Below are 23,072 nucleotides of genomic sequence, written 5' to 3'. Positions count from 1 at the left end.
CACTGGAGAAACCATGGCTGCAAGCTGCTGCGAACACGACCACGAACACCTCACGGCCTCCGACACGCCGCGCTACCGTCGCGTGCTGTGGATCGCACTGGCGCTCAACGCGGCCATGTTCGCGATCGAGATCGGCGCGGGTTTCCGTTCGGGCTCGGTCTCTCTCCTCGCCGATGCCATCGACTTCTTCGGCGACGCGGCGAACTACGGCGTGACCCTGGCTGTGCTCTCGATGGGCCTGGCCTGGCGTGCGCGCGCGGCCGTGCTCAAGGGCCTCAGCATGGTCGGCTTCGGCCTCTTCGTCGCCGGCAAGACGCTGTGGTCGGCCATGCAGGGTGTCCCGCCCGAGGCGCTCACCATGGGGCTCGTGGGCACCCTGGCCCTCGGGGTGAACGTGGCGGTCGCGGTGCTGCTCTACGCTTTCCGCGAGGGCGATGCCAACATGCGCAGCGTCTGGTTGTGCTCGCGCAACGATGCGATCGGCAACGTGGCCGTGATGCTGGCGGCTCTCGGCGTGTTCGGCACCGGTTCGGGCTGGCCCGATCTCGCGGTGGCCGCGGTGATGTCGGCACTCGCGCTCAGCGGCGGATGGTCGGTGCTGCGGCAGGCGCGCGGCGAGTTGGGCCGCGCCGGCGCCGGGCACACGAAACGCGCCTGAGACGCCCGCACACGGTTCCATAATCGTCGGGCGATGTCCCAGCAGTCTTCTTCGTCCTCCTCTTTCCCGGCGCCGAACGCAGGCGCCATTACCGACGTCTCCGGCATCGAGGTCGGCCATTTCAGCGATCCGCGCCGGCCTACCGGCTGCACCGTGATCCTGACACGCGAGGGCGCGGTGGCCGGCGTGGACGTGCGCGGCGCTGCGCCCGGCACCCGCGAGACCGACCTGCTCGCGCCCGGCAACCTGGTCCAGCAGGTCCATGCCGTGATGCTCGCCGGCGGCAGCGCGTGGGGACTGGCCGCGGCCGAGGGCGCGATGCGCTGGCTCGAGGAACGCGGCATCGGCCTCGACGTGCGCTTCGGCACCTTGCCGATCGTGCCTGCCGCCGTGCTGTTCGATCTGCCTGTCGGCGATCCGCGCATCCGGCCCGATGCGGCAGCCGGCTATGCGGCCTGCGACGCCGCGTCGACCGCCGCGCCGGCCGAAGGCAATGCGGGCGCCGGCAGCGGCGCACTGGTGGGCAAGCTGTTCGGCGTGCACCGGGCAATGAAGGGCGGAATCGGCACCGCCTCGCTCACTGTCAACGGCGTGACCGTGGGCGCACTCATCGCCTGCAACGCGCTCGGCGACGTGCTGGACCCGGACACGGCGCAAGTCGTGGCGGGTGCTCGCACTGAAGACGGGCGCGCACTGCTCGACACCCGGCGCGCCCTGCTGCGCGGCGAGTTGCCCAAACCCCTGCTCGCCGGCACCAACACCACGGTCGGGGTGGTCGCAACCGATGCCGTGCTGACCAAGGTGCAGGCCAACCGCCTGGCGGCCGTGGCCCACGATGGGCTCGCGCGCGCGATCAATCCGGTGCACACCATGAGCGACGGCGACACCCTGTTCGCACTCGCTACAGGACGCGTGCCGCTCGCGGGCGACGCGCCGGGGATGACGGTGCTGGGCACGATGGCGGCCGAAGTCGTGGCCAGGGCGACGCTGCGAGCGGTGCGCGCGGCGCGCACGGTGCGGGTCGGGGAAAGCGTTTTCCCGAGCGCTTCGGAGCTGGGCTGATCGACGGGTGCGCCTGCACCCAAGTCAACACTGCCCTGCGCCTACATGGCGGCGTGAAAAAGCCTTAGCCTTACGGGGTGCCGATTCGAGCACTCATACTTCATCCAAGGAAATCAAACATGAAGAAGATCCTTCTCGCCCTCGCCGCCTGCGCCGTGTCGGCCACTGCCCTGGCACAGCCCGCGCATCCGTCGCCGCAATCCCGCATGGAACGCCACCACGTCATGCCTCACCACCGCAAGCACAAGGTCTGGGTGCCTGCACACCGGGAGCATGGACGGCGCGTTCCCGGTCATTACGTCTGGCGCTAGGCGCCGGGTTCGCGGGCGTCGTCCCGCTCTTGTTCGGCCTCGGAGTGCGTGCTGTAGCCCATCGGCATGCGGGCTATTTCCTCGTGCACCGAGGCCAGCCGCGCGGCATCCTCGACGCGGGCGCTGTCGGGTTGGACATCGCGAGCCGGGCAGCCCCGGCCAATGCGTCCGCTGAGGTTGGCATTTTCATTCGTGCTCCCTGAATTCGCACGCGCTTTGTAACGGAGCCCGCACAAAAAGCCAATCAAAATGCGCTCCCGCGCGCCCGACGCGTCCAAGCCCCCTCCCGTCTCCTGCATGCCCCGTACCCTCCGCCTCATCCTCCTTTCGATCCGCGACCTGATCGCCTCCGCCGGGCCGGTGGTGTTCCTCGTGATCGGCCTCCTGATCGCCGCCTACTGGTGGCTCGACCCGCAACCGCCCAAGCGCGTGACGCTCGCCACCGGTCCCTCGGGGAGCGCCTACGCGGAATTCGGCAGGCGCTATGCGGCGGCGCTCAAGACGAACGGCATCGAAGTCGAGTTGAAGCCCACGAATGGCTCGCAGGACAACCTGCAGCTGCTGCGCAGCGGTGGCGCCGACGTCGGCTTTGTGCGCGGCGGCAGTGCCGATCCGGTCGCGGACGAGGCCGCAGGGCTGACCTCGCTGGGCAGCCTGTTCTACGAACCGCTCTGGTTCTTCTACCGCGCCGACGCGGCCCGCACGATCGACCGCAAGAACGCGCGTCTGACCTCGCTCACCCAGTTCAAGGACCTGCGCGTCAACGTCGACAAGCCCGGCAGCGGCGTGCCCGAGGTCATGGAACGGATGTTCCTCGCCAACCACATGGACCCCCAGGCGCTGCAGCTGTCCAACCTCGAACAGGCGCCCGCCACGGAAGCCCTGGAGGCGGGGCTGCTCGACGTGGTCGTGCTGGCCTCGGCGCCGCAATCGCCCCTGGTGCAGCGGCTGCTGCGCGCGCCGGACATCCGGCTCATGGACTTCAAGCAGAGCGACGCCTATTCGCGGCGCTTCGCATTCCTGCAGCCTGTCACGCTGCCGCGCGGCGTGGTCGACCTCGCGACCGACCTGCCGCCGCAGGACGAGCCGCTGCTTGCGGCCACGACTTCGCTGCTGGCGCGCGAGAGGACGCATCCCGCCCTGCGCCAACTCTTCGCGCAAGCCGCGCAGACCCTGCACAGCGGCGCAGGCTGGTTCAACAGCGCACGCGACTTTCCCAATACACGCACCAGCGAGTTGCCCGTGAGCCCCGAAGGCGACCGCGCCATCAACGGCACGCCGCCTTTCTGGCAGCGCTACCTGCCCTTCTGGGCCAGCAACCTGGTGGAGCGGATGTGGCTGGTGCTGGGCGGCCTGCTGGTGCTGATGCTGCCGCTCAGCCGCGTGGTGCCGCCGCTGTACCAGTTCCGGGTGCGCCGGCGCGTGTTCCGCTGGTATGCGCGACTGCGCGAGGTCGAGAACAAGCTGGAATCCGGCAAGGGCGATCGCGAGGCACTCATCGAGGAGCTTGACAACCTTGACCGCGTGGTCAACAAGGTGGCGGTGCCGCTCTCGTACGCCGAAGAGCTCTACGCGCTGCGCAACAACATCTACGCGGTGCGCAAGCGGGTGCTGGCGCGAATGCCGCAGGCTGCGCGCCAATCCACCGAAGCACTGAACTGAGCGCTGAGTCCGGCGAAAGCTCGGACTCGCCTCACTCTGCGCAGGCGCCGTTTTTTACTTCAGTGCCTTGAAACGCATCCGGTGCGGCTTGGCGCCTTCTTCGCCCAGGCGCTTCTTCTTGTCGGCCTCGTACTCCTGGTAGTTGCCGTTGAAGAAGGTCCACTGGCTGTCGCCTTCGGCGGCGAGGATGTGGGTGGCGATACGGTCAAGGAACCACCGGTCGTGGCTGATCACGAGCACCGAGCCTGCGAACTCGAGCAGCGCGTCCTCGAGCGCGCGCAGCGTCTCGACGTCCAGGTCGTTCGAGGGCTCGTCCAGCATCAGCACGTTGCCGCCGGCGATCAGGGTCTTGGCCAGGTGCAGCCGGCCGCGCTCGCCGCCCGACAGCGTGCCGACCTTCTTCTGCTGGTCGGCGCCGTTGAAGTTGAAGCGCCCGGCGTACGCGCGGCTGGCCATCTGGAACTTGCCCACGTTGATGATGTCAAGGCCGTTCGAGATGTCTTCCCACACCGTCTTCTCGTTGGCGAGCGCATCCCGGGTTTGGTCGACGAAAGCCATCTTGACCGTCTGCCCGATCACCACCTCGCCGCTGTCCGGCTTCTCCTTGCCCGCGATCAGCTTGAACAGCGTGGACTTGCCGGCGCCGTTCGGACCGATGATGCCGACGATGGCGCCGGCCGGAATCTCGAAGCTCAGGTTGTCGATCAGCAAGCGGTCACCGAAGGACTTGCTGACGTTCTTGAATTCGATCACCTGGTTGCCCAGGCGCTCCGCCACGGGGATGAAGATCTCCTGCGTCTCGTTGCGCCGCTGGTATTCGTAATCGGACAATTCCTCGAAACGGGCCAGGCGCGACTTGCTCTTGGCCTGGCGCGCCTTGGGGTTCTGGCGCGACCATTCGAGTTCCTTCTTCAGGGCCTTGGCGTGGGCTTCCTCGCTCTTCTGCTCCTGCGCGAGGCGCTCGCCCTTCTGCTCGAGCCAGGTGCTGTAGTTGCCCTTCCACGGGATGCCGCGGCCCCGGTCGAGTTCAAGAATCCACTCGGCCGCGTTGTCGAGGAAGTAGCGATCGTGGGTAATGGCCACCACGGTGCCCGGAAAGCGCTGCAGGAACACTTCGAGCCACTCGACCGATTCCGCGTCCAGGTGGTTGGTGGGTTCGTCGAGCAGCAGCATGTCGGGCTTGGACAGCAGCAGGCGGCACAGCGCCACACGGCGCTTCTCGCCGCCCGAGAGCACACCGATGTTGGCTTCCCAGGGCGGCAGGCGCAGCGCGTCGGCGGCGATCTCGAGCTGGTGCTCGGAGTCGGTGCCCGCAGTGGCGATGATGGCTTCGAGCTCGGCCTGCTCGGCGGCCAGCGCGTCGAAGTCGGCGTCCTCCGCGCCGTAGGCCACATACACCTCCTCGAGGCGCGCCTTCGCCGCGTAAACCGCGCCCATCGCTTCCTCGACGGACTCGCGCACCGTATGCGTCGGATTGAGCTTGGGCTCCTGCTCGAGGTAACCGATCGTGAGGCCGGGCATCGGCAGGGCCTCGCCTTCGATTTCCTTGTCGAGGCCGGCCATGATCTTGAGCAGCGACGACTTGCCCGAGCCGTTCAGGCCAAGGACGCCGATCTTGGCGCCGGGGAAAAAGGAAAGCGAAATGTCCTTCAAGATCTGCCGCTTGGGCGGCACGGTCTTGCTGACCTTGTTCATGGTGTAGACGTACTGGGCCATGGCTATCTGGTGTCCGATGATGTGGGCTGCACGGGGTGGTGGGAAAACCGGGGCACCGATCTTGCGCAAGGATCGAGTGCGAATCCGCCTTCTGGCATGCGCTTGCTGCTGCAGCGCGATTTCCGACCGGGTCTGTCGCCGAGTCTAACGCAGGCCCTTCCAAGGCGGATGAAGCCGCTGCTATTCTCCGGCAATCCCGGGTTGCCAGACCTTCCACACCGGCCGAGCCCTTCCCCACCATGTGCGCAACGCCCACTGAAGAAGCCTTCCAACAGGCCCGCAAACTGTTCCTCGAAGGGCTGCAGGACTTCGAGCAAGGCCGCTTCGACGCCGCCGAGCAGCGCTTCCTGTCTTCGCTGGCCTTGCTTCCGGGCCGCGTCTCCACCCTGGTCAATCTCGCCGCGACCCAGTTGAAGCTCTCACGCCCGCAGGATGCGTTGGCGACAGCGGAGCAGGTGCTGGCGCTCGAGGCCGACAACGCGGATGCCTGGTTCCACAAAGCGAGCGCCCTCGGACAGTTGAATCGCCATCAGGAGGCCCTGCTCGGCTACGAGCGATTGCTGGCGCTCGGCCCGCCGGGCGCCGCGGAACCGTGGCTGCGCCACGGCCAGACCCTGCAGGCGCTGGACCAGCCCGAACGCGCCCTCGCCTCCTACGAACGCGCGCTGGCGGCCGACCCCGGCCTGGCCCAGGCCTGGAGCAACCGCGGGGGCATCCTGCGCGAGATGAAGCGCAACGACGAGGCCGCCGAGGCGTTCAGGCAAGCGATAACCCACGGCGCCGATCCCGAACTGCACCGCTACTACCTCGCCTCCGTCTCGGCGCAGCCCGTTCCGCCTTCAGCACCAAGCCACTATGTCGAAACGCTCTTCGACGACTACGCCGAACAGTTCGAGGCGCATTTGGTGGGCGTGCTGGGCTACCGAGCCCACAGCACGCTGGTCCGGCATGTTTCCGCGTTGGGCCGCAGCTCTTTTCGCTCCACGCTCGACCTGGGCTGCGGCACCGGGCTCTGCGCGCCCTTGCTCAAGCCGATGACGCAAAGGCTCACGGGCGTCGACCTGTCGAGTCTGATGCTGGAGAAGGCACAGGCCCTCGGCTTGTACGACCAACTGGTGCACGCAGAAATCGCGGACCACCTGAAAGGCACGGACGAGCGCTACGACCTGGTCACGGCGGCGGATGTCTTCATCTATGTCGGCGACCTCCAAGCGGTCTTCGCGGCGCTCGGCCGGGCCATGGCTCCGCGGGGGCTCTTCTGCTTTTCGGCCGAGTGCAGCTCCAGCGAAGCCGCCGACTTCGAGCTGCTGCCGAGCCTGCGCTATGCGCACTCCGAACGCTACCTGCGCGCCCTGGCCGCGCGGTACGGGTTCGATCTCGTGCAGCTGGTTCGTGCCCCGATCCGCGAAGACCAGCGCGAAGCCATCCAGGGCATGTACGTCTACCTGGCACGCCGATGAACACGCAGTTTCGGGAGGTACATCCGAGTCGTGCGACAATCCACACCGTTGCCGGGTCCAGTTGCCCGCAACACCGGCTCTCTGCCGAGGACGAAGAAGGCCCAGAATCCAGGCCCCTCTCGCTCCACTCCTGACCCTCATCAGCCCCTACTGGCCCGACGTCATCAAGACGCCCGGGTGGGCCGATACCACTGCGCCGTGGAAGGCGCTTGTTTGAACTCAATGAACTTTGACGAACTGAAGCTGGCCCCGGCCATCTTGAAAGCCGTGCACGAGCAGGGCTACGAAACTCCCACCCCGATCCAGGCCCAGGCGATTCCCGCCGTGCTCGATGGCCACGACCTCCTCGGCGGCGCCCAGACCGGCACCGGCAAGACCGCCGCCTTCACCCTGCCGCTGCTGCACAAGCTCACGATGAGCCGCAGCGCCACCAACAAGTTCGGGGGCACCGGCGTGCGTGCCCTCGTGCTCACCCCCACCCGCGAACTCGCGGCGCAGGTCGAGGAATCGGTCCGCACCTATGGCAAGTACCTGCAGCTGAGCTCCACCGTGATCTTCGGCGGCGTCGGCATGAACCCCCAGATCAGCAGGCTCAAGAGCGGCGTCGACATCCTGGTGGCCACGCCCGGCCGCCTGCTCGACCTGCAGCAGCAAGGCATGCTCGACCTCTCCACCGTGCAGATCCTGGTGCTCGACGAGGCCGACCGCATGCTGGACATGGGCTTCATCCACGATGTGAAGAAGATCCTCGCTCTGGTGCCCACGGAAAAGCAGAGCCTGCTGTTCTCCGCCACCTTCAGCGACGAGATCCGCGACCTGGCCGCCACGCTGCTGAAGAACCCGCAAAGCATCCAGGTCACGCCGCGCAACACCACCGTTCAGCGCATCGCGCAGGTGATCCACCCGGTCGGCCGCGGCAAGAAGAAGGCCCTGCTCGCCCACATCATCAACGAGCACGACTGGAGCCAGGTGCTCGTTTTCACCCGCACCAAGTTCGGCGCCAACAGCGTTGCCGACTTCCTCTGCAAGAACGGCGTCCAGGCGATGGCGCTGCACGGCAACAAGAGCCAGAGCGCACGCACCCAGGCGCTGGCCGGCTTCAAGAGCGGCGAAATCCGCGCGCTGGTGGCGACCGACATCGCGGCCCGCGGCATCGACATCGACGAACTGCCGCACGTGGTGAACTACGAGATCCCCAACATCAGCGAAGACTACGTGCACCGCATCGGCCGCACCGGCCGCGCCGGTGCCAGCGGCGAGGCGGTGAGCCTGGTCTGCCTGGACGAGGAAGGCTTCATGCAGGAGATCGAACGCTTCACCAAGCAGCAGATCCCGGTCAAGGTCATCGAAGGCTTCGGCCCCGAGGACGGCGAGCGCGCCGAGCCCATCGCCATGGGCCGCCAGACGCTGTGGGGCGGCGCTGGCCGGCCACCGAGCCGCGATGTGATGCAGGCGGCCGCCAAAGCCGCGCGCCAGGAGATGATGCAGCGCATCCGCGACAACAAGGCGGGCCAGGGTGAGCGCGGCAACGGCAACGGCAACGGCAACGGCGGACAGCGCCGCGGCAATGGCGGCCAGAGTGCGCCGGCCGGCCGCAACGGCGGCGGCCAAGGCCAAGGCCAGGGCCAACGCGCCCAGGCGGGCCGAGGCGGCCAGGGCCCGGCGCGCGCCCCGCACCACGCGCCGCATCATGCCCCCCATCACGCGCAGAACCACCTGCCGCACGAGGAACGCCAGCCGCGTCACCACGGCAACAGCCACAGCCCCACGCAGGCCGATGCGGTCGCGCACCAGCGTGCGGAAGCCATCGTCGGCGTGGCGGGCCAGCCAGATCCCTTGCGCACCAGCGTCGACAGCTTCGGCGGTCGCGGGCGCCGCGGTGGTGGTGGTGGCGGCAATGGCGGACGCGGCCGCTCCGGCGGCGGCGGTGGCGGCGGACGTTCGGGTGGCGGCGGCTACGGCGGCGGAGGCCGCTCCTTCGGCCGCTGAGCCAGCGGACCGCATTCGACATCCAGGGCGCCACGGCGCCCTTTTTCACGCGCGGAACCCATCATGCTAACGCCGCGCACAAAAAGAAGCGGCCCGAAGGCCGCTGGTCGGGCGCAGGCAACCGCGCCCAGGTTCAAGCGCGCAAGCGCCGCTACTCCTGCGGCTCCAGCACCACGGGCGCGAGCGCAGCGGCATCCTTCTTCCGCGCCTGGATGACGAACGACAACACTTGCCAGGTGACGAAGATCGCGATCAGCCCCAGCAGCGTGCCGCTGATCGGCCGCGTGACGAAGGCCCCGAAGCTCCCGCGGCTCAGCAGCATCGCGCGGCGGAAGTTTTCCTCCAGCATCGGCCCCAGGATGAAGCCCAGCATCAGCGGCGCCGCATCCAGTTCCAGCCGCAGGAACATGTACCCCATGAAGCCGAAGGCTGCCGTGATCAGCACATCGTCGAGGTTGTTGTTCACGCTGTAAGTACCGATGCAGCAGAAGAACAGGATCGACGGGAACAGCACCACATACGGGATCTTGAACACCGACAGCCAGTAGCGCACCAGCGGCACGTTCAGCACCAGCAGGAACACGTTGCCGATCCACATGCTCGCGACCAGGCCCCAGAAGAGCTCGGGGTGGCTGGCGATCATGTTCGGGCCCGGTTGGATGCCCTTGATGATGAAGGCCGCCAGCATCAGCGCCATCACCGCGTTCTCCGGGATGCCGATGCTCATCAGCGGAATGAAGCTGGTGCGCGCGGCGGCTTCGTCGGCTGCGGCCTGGCCGGCCACGCCCTCGATGCAGCCGGTGCCGATCTCGTGCTTGTACTTGCTGAGCTTCTTGTCGACCGCGTAGGCCGCGAACTGCGCGATGGCCGGGCCGCCACCGGGCAGGATGCCCAGGAAGGAGCCGATCACGCTGCCGCGCAGCGCGCTGGGGATGATCCGCTTGAACTCCGGCCAGGTCGGGATGAGGTTGATCTTGCCGTTGAAGGGCGAGCGCTCCTCCTTCGCATCGAGGTTCTTCGTGATCTCGGCGATGCCGAAGCAGCCCAGCGCGATGCTCACGATCGCCACACCGTCGGTCAGGAAGGGCAGGTCCATCGTGAAGCGCAGCATGCCGCTGTTGACGTCGGTGCCGATGGTGCCCAGCAGCACGCCGATCATGCACATGGCCAGCCCGTTGAGCAGGCTGCCGGTGGTGACGAAGCTCACGCACACGAAGCCCACGAGCATCATGGCGCAGTAGTCGGCGGGACCGAACAGGAAGGCGACCTCGCCGAGCATCGGCGCCAGGAAGGACAGCACCAGGATGGCGACCGTGCCGCCGATGAAGCTGGAGAAGCCCGCTGTGAACAGCGCCAGGCCGGTCTTGCCCTTGAGCGTCATGGCGTAGCCGTCGATGCACGCCACGATGCTGCTGGCATGCGGGATCTTCATCGTGATGGCGCTGACGCTGTCGCCGTACTGCGCGCCGTAGTAGATGCCGGCCAGCATGATCAGCGCGCCGGTGGTGGGAATGGAATACGTCAGCGGCAGCAGCAGGCTGATGGTGGCCAGCGGGCCCAGCCCGGGCAGCAGGCCGACGAGCGTGCCGACCGTACAGCCGATGGCGCAGAACATCAGGTTCTGCCAAGTGAGGGCGTGCGAGAAACCGAACGCCAGGTTGTTGAGGACTTCGATCATGATGTCAGTACAGCGGCAGGTTCAGGCCGAGGAGCTTCTGCAGCGCGAACGCCATCGCCAGCAGTCCCGCGGAAATTTTCACGTTGCGCACCCACGAGTAGGACGAGCCGGCGAAGGTCGAGCAGAACACCATGAATATGATCCCCGCAATCATGTTCAGGTACATGGAGATCAGCGCGAAGCCGCAGAGGCTCGCCATGATCAGGCCGATGTTCTTGAAGTTGAAGTACAGGGCGACGGGCTGCACCAGGAACGAGCGGATCACCGTCACCACGCCGATCAGCAGCAGCATCCCGCTGACCATGGCAGGGAACAGCCCGGGCCCGGCGCGGCTCAGGTCGCCGATCGGATAACGCAGCGCCGTCAGCCCGAAGGCCAGCGCGATCGCCATGAGGAAGAGTCCTCTGACAAGGTTTCTGTTGTTCATACGTCCACGATGAAGAATGGTTGGATGCTCCCCACGCCTGACCGGCGCGGGCGTTGTCTCCGTCCGGATGGGGATCCGGACCCCGCGATGGTCCGGTGGTCGCCTGATCGCGGTCTGACGCCGCCGTGCGGGGAACTACGTACAGCCGAAGGGCGCCCGGGCGGCGCAGGTTGGACGCGCGGCGCACGGCACCAACGCGGGCGCGGCTATGCGGGCGCGCATGCGCCCGGCGCGCTCACCCGGCCCGGAGCCAGGGAACCATGAAGCCAGGAATGCGAAAGCGGGCACTGCTCAGTTCAGGCGCCGCCCATCCTGCCGATCGAACAAGTGCGTACTGCCCGGCCGGATCACAAGCCCGACGGCGTCGTCCGGCGCCGCCTGCACGCGCCCGTGCACCACGACGATCAGCCGGGCCTCCCCGACCTGCACCAGCAGCTCCGTCTCGTTGCCGGTGGGTTCGACCACGATCACCCGCGCCTGCACGCCCTTGCCCGCTTCGGCCAGCACGATGTCGCCCGGCCGGATGCCGTAGTGCACCGCCTGCCCATCGGCAGCATTGCCGGCGGGCGGCGCGGGCCAATGGGCACCGTGCGCTTCGACGACGCTGCCCTGCCCATTGCGCCGCAGCACGCCTTCGACCACGTTCATCGCGGGCGAGCCGATGAACTGCGCCACGAACAGGTTCTCGGGCCGGTCGTAGAGTGCCAGCGGCGTGCCGATCTGCTCGACGATGCCGTCGTGCATGACCACGATGCGGTCGGCCATGGTCATGGCTTCGATCTGGTCGTGCGTGACGTACACCGTGGTGGTCTTGAGCCGGTGGTGCAGTGCCTTGATCTCTGCACGCATCGCGACGCGCAGCTTGGCATCGAGATTGGAAAGCGGCTCGTCGAACAGAAACACCTTCGGGTCTCGCACGATCGCGCGCCCCATCGCAACGCGCTGGCGCTGGCCGCCTGAAAGCTCGCGCGGGTAGCGGGCCAGCAGCGCATCGAGGTTGAGGATCTTCGCGGCATCGGCCACGCGCTGCTCGGTGACGCCCTTGTCGGCGTTGCGCAGGCGCAGGCTGAAGCCCATGTTCTCGCCCACGGTCATATGCGGATAGAGCGCATAGCTCTGGAACACCATCGCGATGTCGCGGTCCTTGGACTCGAGTTCGTTCACCACCCGGCCGTCGATGAGGATCTCGCCGGCGGTGATGTCCTCCAGGCCGGCCAGCATGCGCAGCAGGGTCGACTTGCCGCACCCCGAAGGCCCGACCAGCACCACGAACTCGCCGTCGGCGATGTCGAAGCCCAACCCCTGGATGATCTCCGTCTTGCCGAAAGACTTCTTGACGTTGCGAAAGGAAACAGCTGCCATGTGAAGTTCGTCCCTGCGTTCTCAGCTCTTCACCGCGCCGGCGGTGAGGCCGCCCACCATGTAGCGCTTGAAGGCGTAGTAGATCGCCGCCGGCGGCAGCGCGTAGATCAGGCCGGTGGCCATCAGCAGTTCCCAGGGCGAATCGTCGGCCGCGAGGAAGTTGCCGAGTGCCACTGCCAGCGTGACGCTGCGGTCGTTCGACAGCAGCAGGAAGGCATAGAGATACTCGTTCCATGCCAAGAGCAGCGAGTAGGTGCCAACGGCCACCAGCGAGGGCACCATCAGCGGCAGGTACACCAGGCGGAACAGCTGCAGCGGCGAGGCGCCGTCCATGCGCGCGGCCTCGTCGAGCTCGTAGGGCAGCTTGTCCGACGCTTGCTTGAGCACCCAGATGCAGTAGGGCGAGGCAATGGTGACCATCGCGAGGATCAGCGACCACTGGCTGTTGAGCAGCCCGTAGTTGCCCATGGTCTTGTACATGGGCACCGCCAGGAAGGCCGCAGGGATGAAATAGGTGAACAGCGCCATGTTCATCACCGTGCGCCCGCCTCGCACCCTGAGCCGGCTGATCGCGAACGCCGCCGTGGTCGCGACGAAGAGCGTGATCACGCCGACTGCGATCGCGATCAGCAGCGAATTGCCCAGCTGCACCCAGAAATGATCGAGGTAGAAATGCTTCTGCTGGAAGACGATGCGGAAGTTGTCCAGCGTCGGCGCCGTCGGCCACAGCCGCCCCGAGGTCGCCGAGTCGCGCGGCGAGATCGCGAACAGCACCATGTGATAGACCGGGATCAGCGTCCACAACAGTACAGGGATGCCGATCAGCAGCAGCTTGGCTTCCGTCGTCACGGACTTGAAGGTCAGGCGCTTCATTTCGCTCTCCGACGAGCCGCCTCTAGGAGGGCGAGCGCCCCCTCGGGGGGCAGCGAATACACGAAGTGGTGAGCGTGGGGGCTCATTTCGAGAGCCTCTTCATCATGAAGTAGACGAGCGGCAATACCAGCGGCATCGCGACCACGATGGAGGCCATGGACAGATCCACCTGGTCCAGCCTGAGATAACGGATGCCCAGCGTTGCCAGCACATGCGTCAGGTCGGCCGGCCCGCCACCGGTCAGCAGGTAGACGCTGTTGAAGTCACCCAGCGTCCAGATCATCGAGAGGATGGTGGACGTCAGGTAGAGCGTGCGCAGCGAGGGCCAGCTGATGAAGCGGAACTTCTGCCACGACGTGGCGCCGTCGACCGAGGCCGCCTCGTACTGCTCGCTCGGGATTGCGAGCCGGCCGGCCACCAGGATCAGCGTCCAGAAGGGCAGCGACTTCCAGATGTGCATCAGCATCGCGAAGCCCAGGGCCAGCGTCGGATCGTTGAGCCAGTTGGGGCCGTCGGCGCCGGTCAGCCGGAAGATGGTGGAGTTGATCACACCCCACTCGGGGTTGAGCATGAAGCGCACCGACAGGATGGTCGGAATCGAGGGCATGGCCCACGGCAGGATGAAGATCCCCGCCAGGATCTTGATCCACCAGCGCGATTGCACGAAGAAGCCCGAGAGCACCAACGCCACCAGCATCTTGACATTGATCGCCACCACCAGGAACACGAAGGTGTTGATCACCGAGCGGAAGAAGATCGGATCCTCGACCAGGTGCACATAGCTCTGCGGATGGCGTGCCAGCCACAGCCCGTAGCACACCGGGTAGAGCACGAAGACCGCGAACACCAGCAGGTAGGGGACGACCATCAGCCGACCCCAGAACTGCCAGCGGCCGGGCCGCGTTGCAGCCGGCGCGGCGCCGGCAGCAGTGCTGCCGGCCACGGCGCTTGCGGTAGAGCTCATGGTGAAGCCGCCTTTCCCGGGTGCGTCAGCGAGCGACGGTCTTGATGCGCTCGATCATCTCGTCGACCGCCTTGTCCACCGGCACCTTGTCGTTGATGACCCGGTTCATCGCCTTCGCCCACACGTTCTCGTTGTTGAGAATGGTGAACTTGTAGTTCTTGGTGAATTCGAAGGGAACGGTGCCGGCGGCGTATTGGTTGAACACCGATTGGCGGTGCGGATCGGCTTTCCAGAAGTCGCGCGCCTGGCCTGCCTTGGTCACCGGGAACCAGCGGCCCAGCGATCCTTCGACATAGGGCGTGAGGTTTTCCTCCTGCAGCAGGAAGGTCACGAACTCCTTGGCACGCTGCTTGTTCTTCGCATCCTTGAAGACCACGCCGGTCTTCACCGCGGTGCGATAGACCATCTTGCTGCCATCGGGCTTGTTCGGGAAGCCCGCCGTGCGGATGCGCTCTGTGAAGTTCTTCTTGGCTTCGTCACGCTGCTCCGGCGTGAGCGACGCGTTGTTCATGTCGTCCAGCCACTTCGCGGCAATCGAAATGGTCGCGTTGTGCGTCATCACGGTCGTCTTGTTGTGGAAGGCGACGTTGTTGTCCGGGTCCTTCCAGCTCGTCGATGACGGGGGTGTGCAACCCTTGGTGTAGGGCGTGGTGTAGTCGGTGATCGCGCCGATCAGCCCGGTGCGCACCTGGGGATCGTCAACCAGCAGCTTGCCGCTGTCGTTCACCAGCTTGACGTTGTAGGCGTCCATGAAGGTCAGGAAGGAGTAGAAGGAGTCGCTCGAGTCCACGCCCATCGGCATGCCGATGCCGAAGACACGCTTGCCGGTCTTCTGCCTGCTGGCCGGCTGCACCTTGTCGCACCAGAAGGACCAGTACTCCTTCCAGCCCGTCGGGATGTCGGATTCCTTGAAGCCCGCCTCCTCCAGCATGTCCTTCCAGTACTCGATGTGCATCGTCTGCTGCTTGATCGGGAAGGCGTAGTACGCCTTCGACTTCGTCTGGTCGTTGTAGAGGAAGGTGGTCTCCACCGTGTTCGGTGCGAAGCGTGCCTGCATCGGCGAGATCACGCTGCTGATGTCCTCCAGCTTGCCGTCGAAGGCCCACTTGCCGGTGACCTGGAAGTCGTAGACATCGGCATAGGCCACGTCGGGCGGACTGCCGGAGTCGAGTGCCGACACGGTCTTGGGGATCATGTCCTGCACCGGGTACTGCGAGAGCTCGACCTTCACGTTCTTGTGCTTGTCCTCGAACTTCTTGATGGCAGCGAACAGGGCGTCGTCCTCCGCCTTGTAGAAGCCCTTGACCCACCAGACGGTGAGCTTTTCCTGTGCTGCCGCCTGGCCGGCAACAGCCAGCCCCAGCGCGGCCAGGGCCGGAATCACGAGTGCCTTGAACTTCATGCTTTGTCTCCTCTTCGATGGAATGCTCGATCCACGAGCGGGGCTAAGAAAACGGGCGGGTGCCGGGCGTCATGCGGCGGCCTTGAGCCGGGGCGGCGGGCGACCGAGGCGCGGCAGCCGCCGGCGCGACGAGAGCACCTCTTCGATGTCCTCGCGTGCGCCGTCGATCAGCTTGACGATCGCGCGCTCGGCGCGCGCCGGGTTGTGAGCAATGACGGCGTCGAGCACTGCCCGGTGCAGCGGCAGCGACAGCGCGGGTCCGTCCTGCTTGGCAGTGGAGAGCTCGAAGCTGGTGCGCAGCAGCGCGTCCAGCGCCTTGCTCATCTGCGCCAGCATGCGGTTCTGCGCGGCCGCGAGCAGGCCGTGGTGAAAGCGCAGGTCGCTGGTGACGTAATCGCCGCCGTGGTCAATCGCCCGCTTCATCCCCGCATAGGCCTCTTCGATGGCCTCGATGTCGGCCGCGGTCGCGCGCTCGGCGGCCAGCCGCACGGCTGCCGGCTCGACCACCCTGCGCAGGTCCAGCAGGTCGCGCAGGAACTCGGGCGTGAGGCCGGCGCGCGCCTGCCAGGTGATGACGTCGGGGTCGAACCAGTTCCAGCGGTCTTCGGGCAGCACGCGCGTGCCGACCTTGGGGCCGGTGATGATCAGCCCCTTGGCGACCAGCGACTTCACCGCTTCGCGCACCACCGTGCGGCTGACGCCGAACTCCTCGCACAGCAAAGGCTCGGCGGGCATCGGCGCGCCGATCGTATAGCGGCGCGAGACGATCGCTTCGCCGAGCAGATCGAGTGTGCGGCCGTGGATGTTCTTGCTCATGGTCTTGCCCCTTCCCCCTCTTGGAGAGGGCTGGGGTGGGGGCACCGGGCCTTCGATTGGGACTGGGTGCTTGGTTTGAGGCTGGGGCCGGCCCCGGCTCCAGCCTCACAACAACCACACCGCCGAAACAAGTGCCCAGTGCCCCCACCCCAACCCTCTCCCGCAAGCGGGCGAGTGAGCCAGACAGCGAACGGCCGAGCAGCACTCATGCCTTGATGCCCACCTTCAGCACCAACTGCCTGAAATACCCGTGATCGCCCTGGGGCATCGTTCGTCTCCTGCTTGGGGCCGGCTTCCGGGAAGCAAAACGCTATCGAAAACCCTGTCTGTTTTTACGAGGCCAGCCTTATCATATGATGATTGAAAAGCAGGCCCGGCAGGACAAACCCTGATTCGCCGAGGCCCCGATTGGCACCTCGCCGGAGACAGACACACATGAGCAGTCCACGCCGAAAACCCGCCCACGAATTGCGCAGCCAGCAATGGTTCGGCCGCCACGACCGCGACGGTTTCATCTACCGCAGCTGGGTCAAGGGCAAGGGCGTGCCGCACGACCAGTTCGATGGACGCCCGGTCATCGGCATCTGCAACACCTTCAGCGAGCTCACGCCCTGCAATTCGCACTTCCGCACGTTGGCCGAGCAGGTGAAGATCGGTGTCTACGAGGCCGGCGGCTTTCCGTTGGAGTTCCCGGTGATGTCGCTGGGCGAGACCCTGCTTCGGCCCACCGCCATGCTCTACCGCAACCTCGCCAGCATGGACGTGGAAGAGAGCATCCGAGCCAACCCGATCGACGGCGTGGTGCTGCTGATGGGCTGCGACAAGACCACGCCCGCGCTCATGATGGGCGCGGCGAGCGTGGACCTGCCCACCATCGGCGTCTCGGGCGGTCCGATGCTTTCAGGCAAGTGGCGCGGGCAGGAGCTCGGGTCGGGCACCGGCGTGTGGCAGATGAGCGAGCAGGTACGTGCCGGCACGCTGAAGCTGCAGGAGTTCTTCGAGGCCGAGAGCTGCATGCACCGCAGCCACGGCCACTGCATGACGATGGGCACCGCGAGCACCATGGCGAGCATGGTCGAGTCGCTGGGCATCGGGCTGCCGGGCAATGCGGCCTACCCGGCGGTGGACGGCCGGCGCAACGTGCTGGCGCGCATGGCCGGGCGCCGCATCGTCGACATGGTGCACGAAGACCTGCTGATGTCGAAGATCCTCACGCGCGAGGCCATCGAAAACGCGATCAAGGTCAACGCGGCAGTCGGCGGCTCGACCAACCTGGTGATCCACCTGCTGGCCATCGCCGGGCGCATCGGAGTGGAGCTCTCGCTGGACGACTTCGACCGCCTGGCGTCCGACCTGCCCTGCCTGGCCAACCTGCAGCCATCCGGGAAGTACCTGATGGAAGACTTCTGCTACGCCGGCGGCGTGCCGGTGGTGATGAAGGAGATCGCGCAGCACCTGCACCGGGACATCGTCACCTCCACCGGCCAGAGCGTGTGGGACAACATCAAGGACGCCGAGAACTACAACCCGCAGGTGATCCAGCCGCTGTCGAAGCCCTTCAAGGACAAGGCCGGCATCTGTGTGCTGCGCGGCAACCTGGCGCCCAACGGCGCGATCATCAAGCCGAGCGCGGCAACGCCGGAGCTGCTGGTGCACAAGGGCCGCGCCGTGGTGTTCGAAAGCGCGGACGACTTCCACAAGCGCATCGACGACGAAGCGCTGGACATCGACGAGCACTGCATCATGGTGCTCAAGAACTGCGGGCCCAAGGGCTATCCCGGCATGGCCGAAGCCGGCAACATGCCGCTGCCGCCCAAGGTCTTGCGCAAAGGCATCACCGACATGGTCCGCGTCAGCGATGCGCGCATGAGCGGCACCGCTTACGGCACGGTGGTGCTGCACACCGCGCCCGAGGCGGCGGCGGGCGGGCCGCTCGCGGTGGTGCAGGACGGCGACATCGTCGAGCTCGACGTGCCGCGGCGCCTGCTGCACCTGCACGTCAGCGACGAAGAGCTGGCGCGCCGCCTGGCCCGGTGGACACCGCCCAAGCCGGCGCTGGACTCGGGCTACTGGAAGCTCTACGTCGACAACGTGCTGCAGGCGGACCAGGGCGCCGACCTCGGATTCCTGCGCGGCAAGCGCGGCTCTTTCGTTCCCAGGGACAATCACTAGGTTTCAACGACTGCCACCCGCGCGTATGCATCTGATCGCCATCGACTGGGGCACCAGCTCCTTGCGCGGCGCACTGCTGGACGGCAAGGGGCACGTGCTGGAGGAACGCAGCCATCCGCGCGGCATCCTCACGGTGCCCGCCGGCGGGTTCCCCGCGCTCTTCGAGGAATTGTTCGGCGACTGGATGCGCCCCACCGGCAGCTTCTGCCTGATCTCGGGCATGGCCGGCAGCAAGCAGGGCTGGGTCGAGGCGCCCTACTGCGCCTGCCCCTCCGGCCGGGTCGAGGTGGGCAACGCCATCGTCGAGATCGAGCCGGGCCGGATCGCGATCGTGCCCGGCCTCAGCGACCTGCACGACGGCGTGCCCGACGTGATGCGCGGCGAAGAAGTGCAGATCTTCGGGGCCATGGCGCTCACCGGGCTGTCGGATGGCCTGTTCGTGCTGCCGGGCACGCACAACAAGTGGGCCACGGTCAAGCGTGGACGGGTGACCGGCTTCCGCACCTTCATGACGGGCGAGTTCTACGCGCTGCTGAGCCAGCATTCGATCCTGGCGCGCACGCTCGATGCGCAGGCGCCGCTGGACGAAGTCGCCTTCCTCGAGGGCGTGACGCAGGCCGACAACGGCCAGGGGCTGCTGCACAACGCTTTCGGCGCACGCACGCTCGCGCTGTTCGATCGCATGCCCGCCAGCGAACTGGCGAGCTATCTTTCAGGGCTGCTGATCGGCGAGGAGCTGCGCACGCAGTCCATCCACGCCGGCGACCTGGTCCTGATCGGCAGTCCCGCACTCACCCAGCGCTACCTGCTGGCGCTCGAGATCTCCGGCAACACGGCGCGCACACTGGGAGCCGAAGCCACCTGGGCCGGGCTGCATGCGCTCGGGGCCTATCACCTCGCAAACAAGTCCAGGCCATGACATCTCTCTTCGAGACCTTCTCCGCCGCCATGCAGCAGCTGCCGCTGGTGGCCATCCTGCGCGGGCTGAACCCGGCCGAGGCGCCGGAGATCGGCGATGCCATTGTCGGCGCCGGCTTCCGCCTGCTCGAGGTGCCGCTCAACTCGCCCGAGCCGCTCAAGAGCATCGCGCTGCTGCGCGAGCGCTTCCCCGGCGCGCTGGTGGGTGCCGGCACAGTGCTCGACGTGCAAGAGGTGCGCGACGTGCATGCTGCCGGCGGCCAGCTGATCGTCGCGCCCAACTTCAACCCCGAGGTGGTGTCGGAGGCGAGACGCCTCGGCCTGGTGAGCCTGCCAGGCGTGATGACGCCGACCGAGGCCTTCGGTGCACTTGCGGCGGGCGCCGCCGGGCTCAAGCTCTTCCCGGCCGAGCTGGCCTCGCCCGCGGTGGTCAAGGCCCTGCTTGCGGTGCTGCCGCCGGGCACACCGCTGCTGCCCGTGGGCGGCATCACGCCACCCGGCATGCAAGCGTGGCGCGAGGCCGGCGCATCCGGCTTCGGCATCGGGTCTGCGCTCTACAAGCCCGGCAAGAGCGCCGAAGCTGTGCGCGAAGCGGCGATGGATTTCGTGGCCGCTTTCAACGGGAGTCTGCGCACATGAGACGCCAGGCCGCTCCCAAGTCGAACAGCACCGCAACGCGCAGCCCGGAGGTTTCCTGATGAGCCATGACGCCGAATACGCCAGCCCCGCCATCCGCACCCTGCGCGAAGACCTCGCGCTCGCGCTGCGCGCCGCCGCGCACCACGGCCTGTCGGAAGGCGTGTGCAACCATTTCAGCGTGGCCCTGCCCGGCGCGCAGGACCGCTACCTCATCAACCCGCGCGGCCTGCACTGGAGCGAGATCGGCGCCGAGGACATCGTGCTGATCGACGTGCACGGCGAAGTGCTCGCCGGGCGCCACCGCGTCGAGCCCACCGCCCTTTTCATCCACGGCGCGGTGCACCGCATCGCCGGCCATGCCGTGGTGCTCCACTGCCACATGCCCTACGCGACCGCGCTCACGCTCACCACCGATCGCGCGCTCGACCCGACGCTGAGCCAGAACGCGATGCGCTTCATGGACCGCGTCGCCGTCGATGCGACCTACAACGGCCTCGCGCTCGATGACCGCGAGGGCGAGCGCATCGCCCGCGCGATGGCGGGCAAGGACATCGCCTTCCTCGCCAACCACGGCGTGATCGTTGCGGGCGCGAGCATCGCCCATGCCTATGACGATCTCTACTACGTCGAGCGCGCCTGCCTGCACCAGGTGATTGCGCAATCCACCGGCCGTCCGCTGGCGCCAGTCGACCCAAAGCTGGCCGCGCACGTGGCGGCACAGATCCAGGGCGAGCGCGAGCAGTCCGATCTGTTCTTCGAGGCGCTGCGCAGGCTGCTCCCTCCGCCTCACGCCGAGCGCCGGGCCCTTCAGCCCGCCGCCGCGTAGGCCGGCGGCGTCGCGACGAAGCCCTGCTTGACCTGGCGGGCCGTCGCATCGGCCAGCACCTCCGGCTCGCCGGCTTCCACCGCGGCCAAAGTCTGGCGCGCCACATCGTCGGGCGAAGTCTTGTCGCCCGGCACATGGCTCGCCATGTCGGTGTCCATGTAGCCCACGTGGACGCTGACGACCCGCGTGCCTTGCGCCGCGAGCTCGTTGCGCAGCCCGTTGCTCAGCGACCAGGCGGCCGACTTCGAGGCGCTGTAGGTGGCCACGCTGGGGAACGTGATCCAGCTCAGCGCCGACAGCACATTGACGAGGGTGCCGCCGCCGTTCTTCGCCAGCACCGGCGCGAAGGCGCGGCTCACGGCCCAGAGGCCGAAGAAGTTGGTGTCGAATTCCGCTCTGGCGGCATCGAGTGCGTTGTCCGACAGCAGGCCCGAGCCGCGCGAGATGCCGGCGTTGTTGATGACGAGGGTCACATCGGCGCAGGCCCGGGCGGCGGCTTCGATCTGGGCGGGCTGCGTGACGTCGAGCGCGACCGGCACCACGCCATCGAGCGTGACCGATTTCGGGTCGCGCGCCGCCGCGTAGACCTTCTTCGCGCCGGCCGCGAGCGCAGCGCGCGCATAGGCCAGGCCCAGGCCACGGTTGGCGCCGGTGATGAAAACGACAGCGTCCTTGATCTGCATGTGAAGCTCCAGAAGTGTGAGGGGATGAACGGGAAAATCAGGAAGCCCCGACCCGCCGCAGCAGCCCGGAAGTGCTGCGCGGCCAGCCCACCGGCCCGAACCAGGCGCCGCCCGCGATGGCACCGGCGATGACGATGCCGTAGACCACCAGCGCCACGGCCTGCGCGGCAAAGACATGCACCAGCTGGCCGCTCCAGCGCAGCGCCAACCAGCCGCCGAGCGCGGCGACTGCCAGGCGAGCCAGGTTGCCCAGCACCGGCCACAAGAGGCGCCCGGCGCCCTGCGAGGCGAAGTACAGCACCAGCCCGGCGCCGAAGAAGCCATAGAAGGGCCCCACCGTACGCAGGTACTGCGTGCCGGCTTCGAGCATGGCGGCATCGTTGCCGAAGAGCAGCAGCCAGGGGCGCGGGAACAGCGCGGCCGCCAGGCCCACCGCTTCGGCCATGGCGAAGGCCATGGCCACGCCGACCCATGTGGCCCGCAGCGCACGCTCGCGCTCGCCCGCGCCGATGCAAGTGCCGACCATCGCCAGCAGCGGCGCGCCGAAGCCGAACACAAGCGGCACCAGCAGGTATTCCAGGCGTGAGCCGGTGCCGTAACCGGCGATCGCGCTGGCGCCGAACTGGCCGGCGAACGCAGTGGCGACCGCGATGGAGAGGTTGACGCAAACGGTGGCAATGGCCGAGATCAAGCCCACGCGCAGGATGTCGCGGAAGAGCGGCCAGCGCAGGCGCACGCCCGCGAACGAGAGCTTCAGGTCGCTGGCGTCCGAGCGCAGGTAGGCCAGCAATGCGAGCGTCCCCACCAGGTAATAAAGCAGCAGCGCGATCGCGCCGCCTGCGATGCCAAGCGCAGGGATCGGGCCCACGCCGAAGATCAGCAGCGGCGACACAGGAATCAGGAAGATCACGCCGCCGACCGTCACCCGGGCAGGCACCGCCATGTTGCCGGTGCCGCGGATCACGGCCGCCAGCGAATTGAAGAGCCACACCAGCACGGCGCCGGCAAACACCCAATGCGAATAGGTCACGGCGGCTTCGAGCGAAGCGCCCTCGCCGCCCATGCGCGCATAGAGCGCCCGGCCACCGAGAAGCAGCACGGCGCTGAAGACCAGGCCGAAACCCAGCGCCACCAGCATTGCATGCAGCACCAGCGCGTTGGCATCCGCGCGGCGCTTGCCACCGAGGGCCCGCGCAATGGAAGATGCGATGCCGCCGCCGACGGCCCCCGCCGATGTCATTTGCATCAGCATCACGATGGGGAACACCAAGGCCATGCCGGCCAGCGCATGGGTGCCCAGCTTGCCGACGAAGTAGGTTTCGATGAGCCCGACGGCGGCCTGCGCGATCATCACCAGCACGTTGGGCATGGCCAGCCGCAGCAGCGTGGGCGCGATCGGCGCCTCCAGCAGCAGGCGCGTGCGCGCATCGACAGTCGTCATGGCTGTCCGGCGC

Annotated in this window: 21 protein-coding genes; 10 read left to right on the top strand and 11 right to left on the bottom strand. The window is 67.2% G+C overall.

All coding sequences use genetic code 11. The features are described 5' to 3' along the window. Positions 1–13 precede the first annotated feature (13 nt). From E5CHR_RS12230 to E5CHR_RS12220, 3 genes are all read left to right on the top strand, one after another. Positions 14–658: a cation transporter gene (locus E5CHR_RS12230; RefSeq protein ID WP_162579932.1), complete on the top strand. Its 645-nt coding sequence runs from the start codon at positions 14–16 to the stop codon at positions 656–658. Between the two features lie 33 nt (positions 659–691). Further along, positions 692–1,720, top strand: a complete 1,029-nt coding sequence (locus E5CHR_RS12225; RefSeq protein WP_162579930.1) for a P1 family peptidase — start codon at positions 692–694, stop codon at positions 1,718–1,720. 119 nt (positions 1,721–1,839) lie between these two features. Further along, positions 1,840–2,031 carry a hypothetical protein gene (locus tag E5CHR_RS12220; protein ID WP_162579928.1) on the top strand — a complete coding sequence of 64 codons (192 nt, stop codon included), beginning with the start codon at positions 1,840–1,842 and terminating at the stop codon, positions 2,029–2,031. Here E5CHR_RS12220 and E5CHR_RS12215 read toward each other — a convergent pair. Next, the gene (locus E5CHR_RS12215) at positions 2,028–2,309 is read right to left on the bottom strand and encodes a hypothetical protein (protein ID WP_162579927.1); all 282 of its coding nucleotides are present in this window, start codon (positions 2,307–2,309) and stop codon (positions 2,028–2,030) included. The two genes, E5CHR_RS12220 and E5CHR_RS12215, sit on opposite strands and share 4 nt — an antisense overlap. Before the next feature lie 19 nt (positions 2,310–2,328). On the opposite strand from E5CHR_RS12215, the gene E5CHR_RS12210 reads away from it, so the two are divergent. Further along, positions 2,329–3,693, top strand: a complete 1,365-nt coding sequence (locus E5CHR_RS12210) for a TAXI family TRAP transporter solute-binding subunit (RefSeq protein ID WP_162579926.1) — start codon at positions 2,329–2,331, stop codon at positions 3,691–3,693. A 54-nt stretch (positions 3,694–3,747) separates the two neighbouring features. Here the strand turns inward: E5CHR_RS12210 and ettA are convergent, their stop codons facing one another. Continuing rightward, positions 3,748–5,409 carry an energy-dependent translational throttle protein EttA gene (ettA, locus tag E5CHR_RS12205; protein ID WP_162579924.1) on the bottom strand — a complete coding sequence of 554 codons (1,662 nt, stop codon included), beginning with the start codon at positions 5,407–5,409 and terminating at the stop codon, positions 3,748–3,750. Positions 5,410–5,648: 239 nt separating this feature from the next. Here ettA and E5CHR_RS12200 point away from each other — a divergent pair, with 239 nt between their 5' ends. Next, positions 5,649–6,869: a methyltransferase domain-containing protein gene (locus E5CHR_RS12200; protein WP_162579923.1), complete on the top strand. Its 1,221-nt coding sequence runs from the start codon at positions 5,649–5,651 to the stop codon at positions 6,867–6,869. A gap of 222 nt (positions 6,870–7,091) precedes the next feature. Further along, the gene (locus E5CHR_RS12195; protein ID WP_162579922.1) at positions 7,092–8,858 is read left to right on the top strand and encodes a DEAD/DEAH box helicase; all 1,767 of its coding nucleotides are present in this window, start codon (positions 7,092–7,094) and stop codon (positions 8,856–8,858) included. Positions 8,859–9,009: 151 nt separating this feature from the next. Here the strand turns inward: E5CHR_RS12195 and E5CHR_RS12190 are convergent, their stop codons facing one another. The 7 genes from E5CHR_RS12190 to E5CHR_RS12160 form a co-directional block, all read right to left on the bottom strand. Further along, on the bottom strand, positions 9,010–10,533 hold the full coding sequence (locus E5CHR_RS12190; RefSeq protein ID WP_162583697.1) for a tripartite tricarboxylate transporter permease: 1,524 nt from the start codon (positions 10,531–10,533) through the stop codon (positions 9,010–9,012). Positions 10,534–10,540: 7 nt separating this feature from the next. Then, positions 10,541–10,963, bottom strand: a complete 423-nt coding sequence (locus E5CHR_RS12185) for a tripartite tricarboxylate transporter TctB family protein (protein ID WP_332061233.1) — start codon at positions 10,961–10,963, stop codon at positions 10,541–10,543. A gap of 291 nt (positions 10,964–11,254) precedes the next feature. Next, positions 11,255–12,325, bottom strand: a complete 1,071-nt coding sequence (locus E5CHR_RS12180) for an ABC transporter ATP-binding protein (protein WP_162579920.1) — start codon at positions 12,323–12,325, stop codon at positions 11,255–11,257. 21 nt (positions 12,326–12,346) lie between these two features. Continuing rightward, on the bottom strand, positions 12,347–13,198 hold the full coding sequence (locus E5CHR_RS12175) for a carbohydrate ABC transporter permease (RefSeq protein ID WP_162579918.1): 852 nt from the start codon (positions 13,196–13,198) through the stop codon (positions 12,347–12,349). A gap of 82 nt (positions 13,199–13,280) precedes the next feature. Continuing rightward, entirely contained in the window at positions 13,281–14,162 is an 882-nt protein-coding gene (locus E5CHR_RS12170; RefSeq protein WP_162579917.1) for a carbohydrate ABC transporter permease, read from the bottom strand. 25 nt (positions 14,163–14,187) lie between these two features. Next, the gene (locus E5CHR_RS12165) at positions 14,188–15,564 is read right to left on the bottom strand and encodes an ABC transporter substrate-binding protein (RefSeq protein ID WP_162579916.1); all 1,377 of its coding nucleotides are present in this window, start codon (positions 15,562–15,564) and stop codon (positions 14,188–14,190) included. A gap of 69 nt (positions 15,565–15,633) precedes the next feature. Further along, positions 15,634–16,380 (bottom strand): FadR/GntR family transcriptional regulator, encoded by a 747-nt coding sequence (locus E5CHR_RS12160; protein ID WP_162579915.1) that lies wholly within the window; start codon positions 16,378–16,380, stop codon positions 15,634–15,636. Between the two features lie 435 nt (positions 16,381–16,815). Here E5CHR_RS12160 and E5CHR_RS12155 point away from each other — a divergent pair, with 435 nt between their 5' ends. From E5CHR_RS12155 to E5CHR_RS12140, 4 genes are read left to right on the top strand one after another with little or no spacing between them, the layout of a single operon-like run. Then, positions 16,816–18,552 (top strand): IlvD/Edd family dehydratase, encoded by a 1,737-nt coding sequence (locus E5CHR_RS12155; RefSeq protein ID WP_162579914.1) that lies wholly within the window; start codon positions 16,816–16,818, stop codon positions 18,550–18,552. 25 nt (positions 18,553–18,577) lie between these two features. Beyond that, positions 18,578–19,471, top strand: coding sequence for a 2-dehydro-3-deoxygalactonokinase (locus E5CHR_RS12150; protein ID WP_162579913.1), 894 nt, complete (start codon positions 18,578–18,580; stop codon positions 19,469–19,471). Next, entirely contained in the window at positions 19,468–20,109 is a 642-nt protein-coding gene (locus tag E5CHR_RS12145; protein WP_162579912.1) for a 2-dehydro-3-deoxy-6-phosphogalactonate aldolase, read from the top strand. The genes E5CHR_RS12150 and E5CHR_RS12145 overlap by 4 nt, the downstream gene beginning before the upstream one ends. Before the next feature lie 58 nt (positions 20,110–20,167). Then, on the top strand, positions 20,168–20,935 hold the full coding sequence (locus E5CHR_RS12140) for an aldolase (protein ID WP_162579911.1): 768 nt from the start codon (positions 20,168–20,170) through the stop codon (positions 20,933–20,935). Here the strand turns inward: E5CHR_RS12140 and E5CHR_RS12135 are convergent. Together E5CHR_RS12135 and E5CHR_RS12130 are read right to left on the bottom strand one after the other, a co-directional pair. Further along, positions 20,917–21,618, bottom strand: a complete 702-nt coding sequence (locus tag E5CHR_RS12135; protein ID WP_162579910.1) for an SDR family oxidoreductase — start codon at positions 21,616–21,618, stop codon at positions 20,917–20,919. The genes E5CHR_RS12140 and E5CHR_RS12135 overlap by 19 nt on opposite strands. A 37-nt stretch (positions 21,619–21,655) precedes the next feature. Further along, positions 21,656–23,059 carry an MATE family efflux transporter gene (locus tag E5CHR_RS12130; RefSeq protein WP_162579909.1) on the bottom strand — a complete coding sequence of 468 codons (1,404 nt, stop codon included), beginning with the start codon at positions 23,057–23,059 and terminating at the stop codon, positions 21,656–21,658. Between the last annotated feature and the right edge of the window lie 13 nt (positions 23,060–23,072).

This window comes from Variovorax sp. PBS-H4, assembly GCF_901827205.1.
Lineage (GTDB): Bacteria > Pseudomonadota > Gammaproteobacteria > Burkholderiales > Burkholderiaceae_C > Variovorax.
The sequence above is the reverse complement of the archived record's forward strand: the minus strand, read 5'-3'. Positions and strand labels throughout refer to the sequence as shown.

Bases quoted from the DNA above. Each gene is read 5' to 3' on its own strand.
- E5CHR_RS12230 (WP_162579932.1), top strand. From the start codon at position 14: ATGGCTGCAAGCTGCTGCGAACACGACCACGAACACCTCACGGCCTCC.
- E5CHR_RS12225 (WP_162579930.1), top strand. From the start codon at position 692: ATGTCCCAGCAGTCTTCTTCGTCCTCCTCTTTCCCGGCGCCGAACGCA.
- E5CHR_RS12220 (WP_162579928.1), top strand. From the start codon at position 1,840: ATGAAGAAGATCCTTCTCGCCCTCGCCGCCTGCGCCGTGTCGGCCACT.
- E5CHR_RS12210 (WP_162579926.1), top strand. From the start codon at position 2,329: ATGCCCCGTACCCTCCGCCTCATCCTCCTTTCGATCCGCGACCTGATC.
- ettA (WP_162579924.1), bottom strand. From the start codon at position 5,409: ATGGCCCAGTACGTCTACACCATGAACAAGGTCAGCAAGACCGTGCCG.
- E5CHR_RS12200 (WP_162579923.1), top strand. From the start codon at position 5,649: ATGTGCGCAACGCCCACTGAAGAAGCCTTCCAACAGGCCCGCAAACTG.
- E5CHR_RS12195 (WP_162579922.1), top strand. From the start codon at position 7,092: ATGAACTTTGACGAACTGAAGCTGGCCCCGGCCATCTTGAAAGCCGTG.
- E5CHR_RS12185 (WP_332061233.1), bottom strand. From the start codon at position 10,963: ATGAACAACAGAAACCTTGTCAGAGGACTCTTCCTCATGGCGATCGCG.
- E5CHR_RS12180 (WP_162579920.1), bottom strand. From the start codon at position 12,325: ATGGCAGCTGTTTCCTTTCGCAACGTCAAGAAGTCTTTCGGCAAGACG.
- E5CHR_RS12175 (WP_162579918.1), bottom strand. From the start codon at position 13,198: ATGAAGCGCCTGACCTTCAAGTCCGTGACGACGGAAGCCAAGCTGCTG.
- E5CHR_RS12170 (WP_162579917.1), bottom strand. From the start codon at position 14,162: ATGAGCTCTACCGCAAGCGCCGTGGCCGGCAGCACTGCTGCCGGCGCC.
- E5CHR_RS12165 (WP_162579916.1), bottom strand. From the start codon at position 15,564: ATGAAGTTCAAGGCACTCGTGATTCCGGCCCTGGCCGCGCTGGGGCTG.
- E5CHR_RS12160 (WP_162579915.1), bottom strand. From the start codon at position 16,380: ATGAGCAAGAACATCCACGGCCGCACACTCGATCTGCTCGGCGAAGCG.
- E5CHR_RS12155 (WP_162579914.1), top strand. From the start codon at position 16,816: ATGAGCAGTCCACGCCGAAAACCCGCCCACGAATTGCGCAGCCAGCAA.
- E5CHR_RS12150 (WP_162579913.1), top strand. From the start codon at position 18,578: ATGCATCTGATCGCCATCGACTGGGGCACCAGCTCCTTGCGCGGCGCA.
- E5CHR_RS12145 (WP_162579912.1), top strand. From the start codon at position 19,468: ATGACATCTCTCTTCGAGACCTTCTCCGCCGCCATGCAGCAGCTGCCG.
- E5CHR_RS12140 (WP_162579911.1), top strand. From the start codon at position 20,168: ATGAGCCATGACGCCGAATACGCCAGCCCCGCCATCCGCACCCTGCGC.
- E5CHR_RS12135 (WP_162579910.1), bottom strand. From the start codon at position 21,618: ATGCAGATCAAGGACGCTGTCGTTTTCATCACCGGCGCCAACCGTGGC.
- E5CHR_RS12130 (WP_162579909.1), bottom strand. From the start codon at position 23,059: ATGACGACTGTCGATGCGCGCACGCGCCTGCTGCTGGAGGCGCCGATC.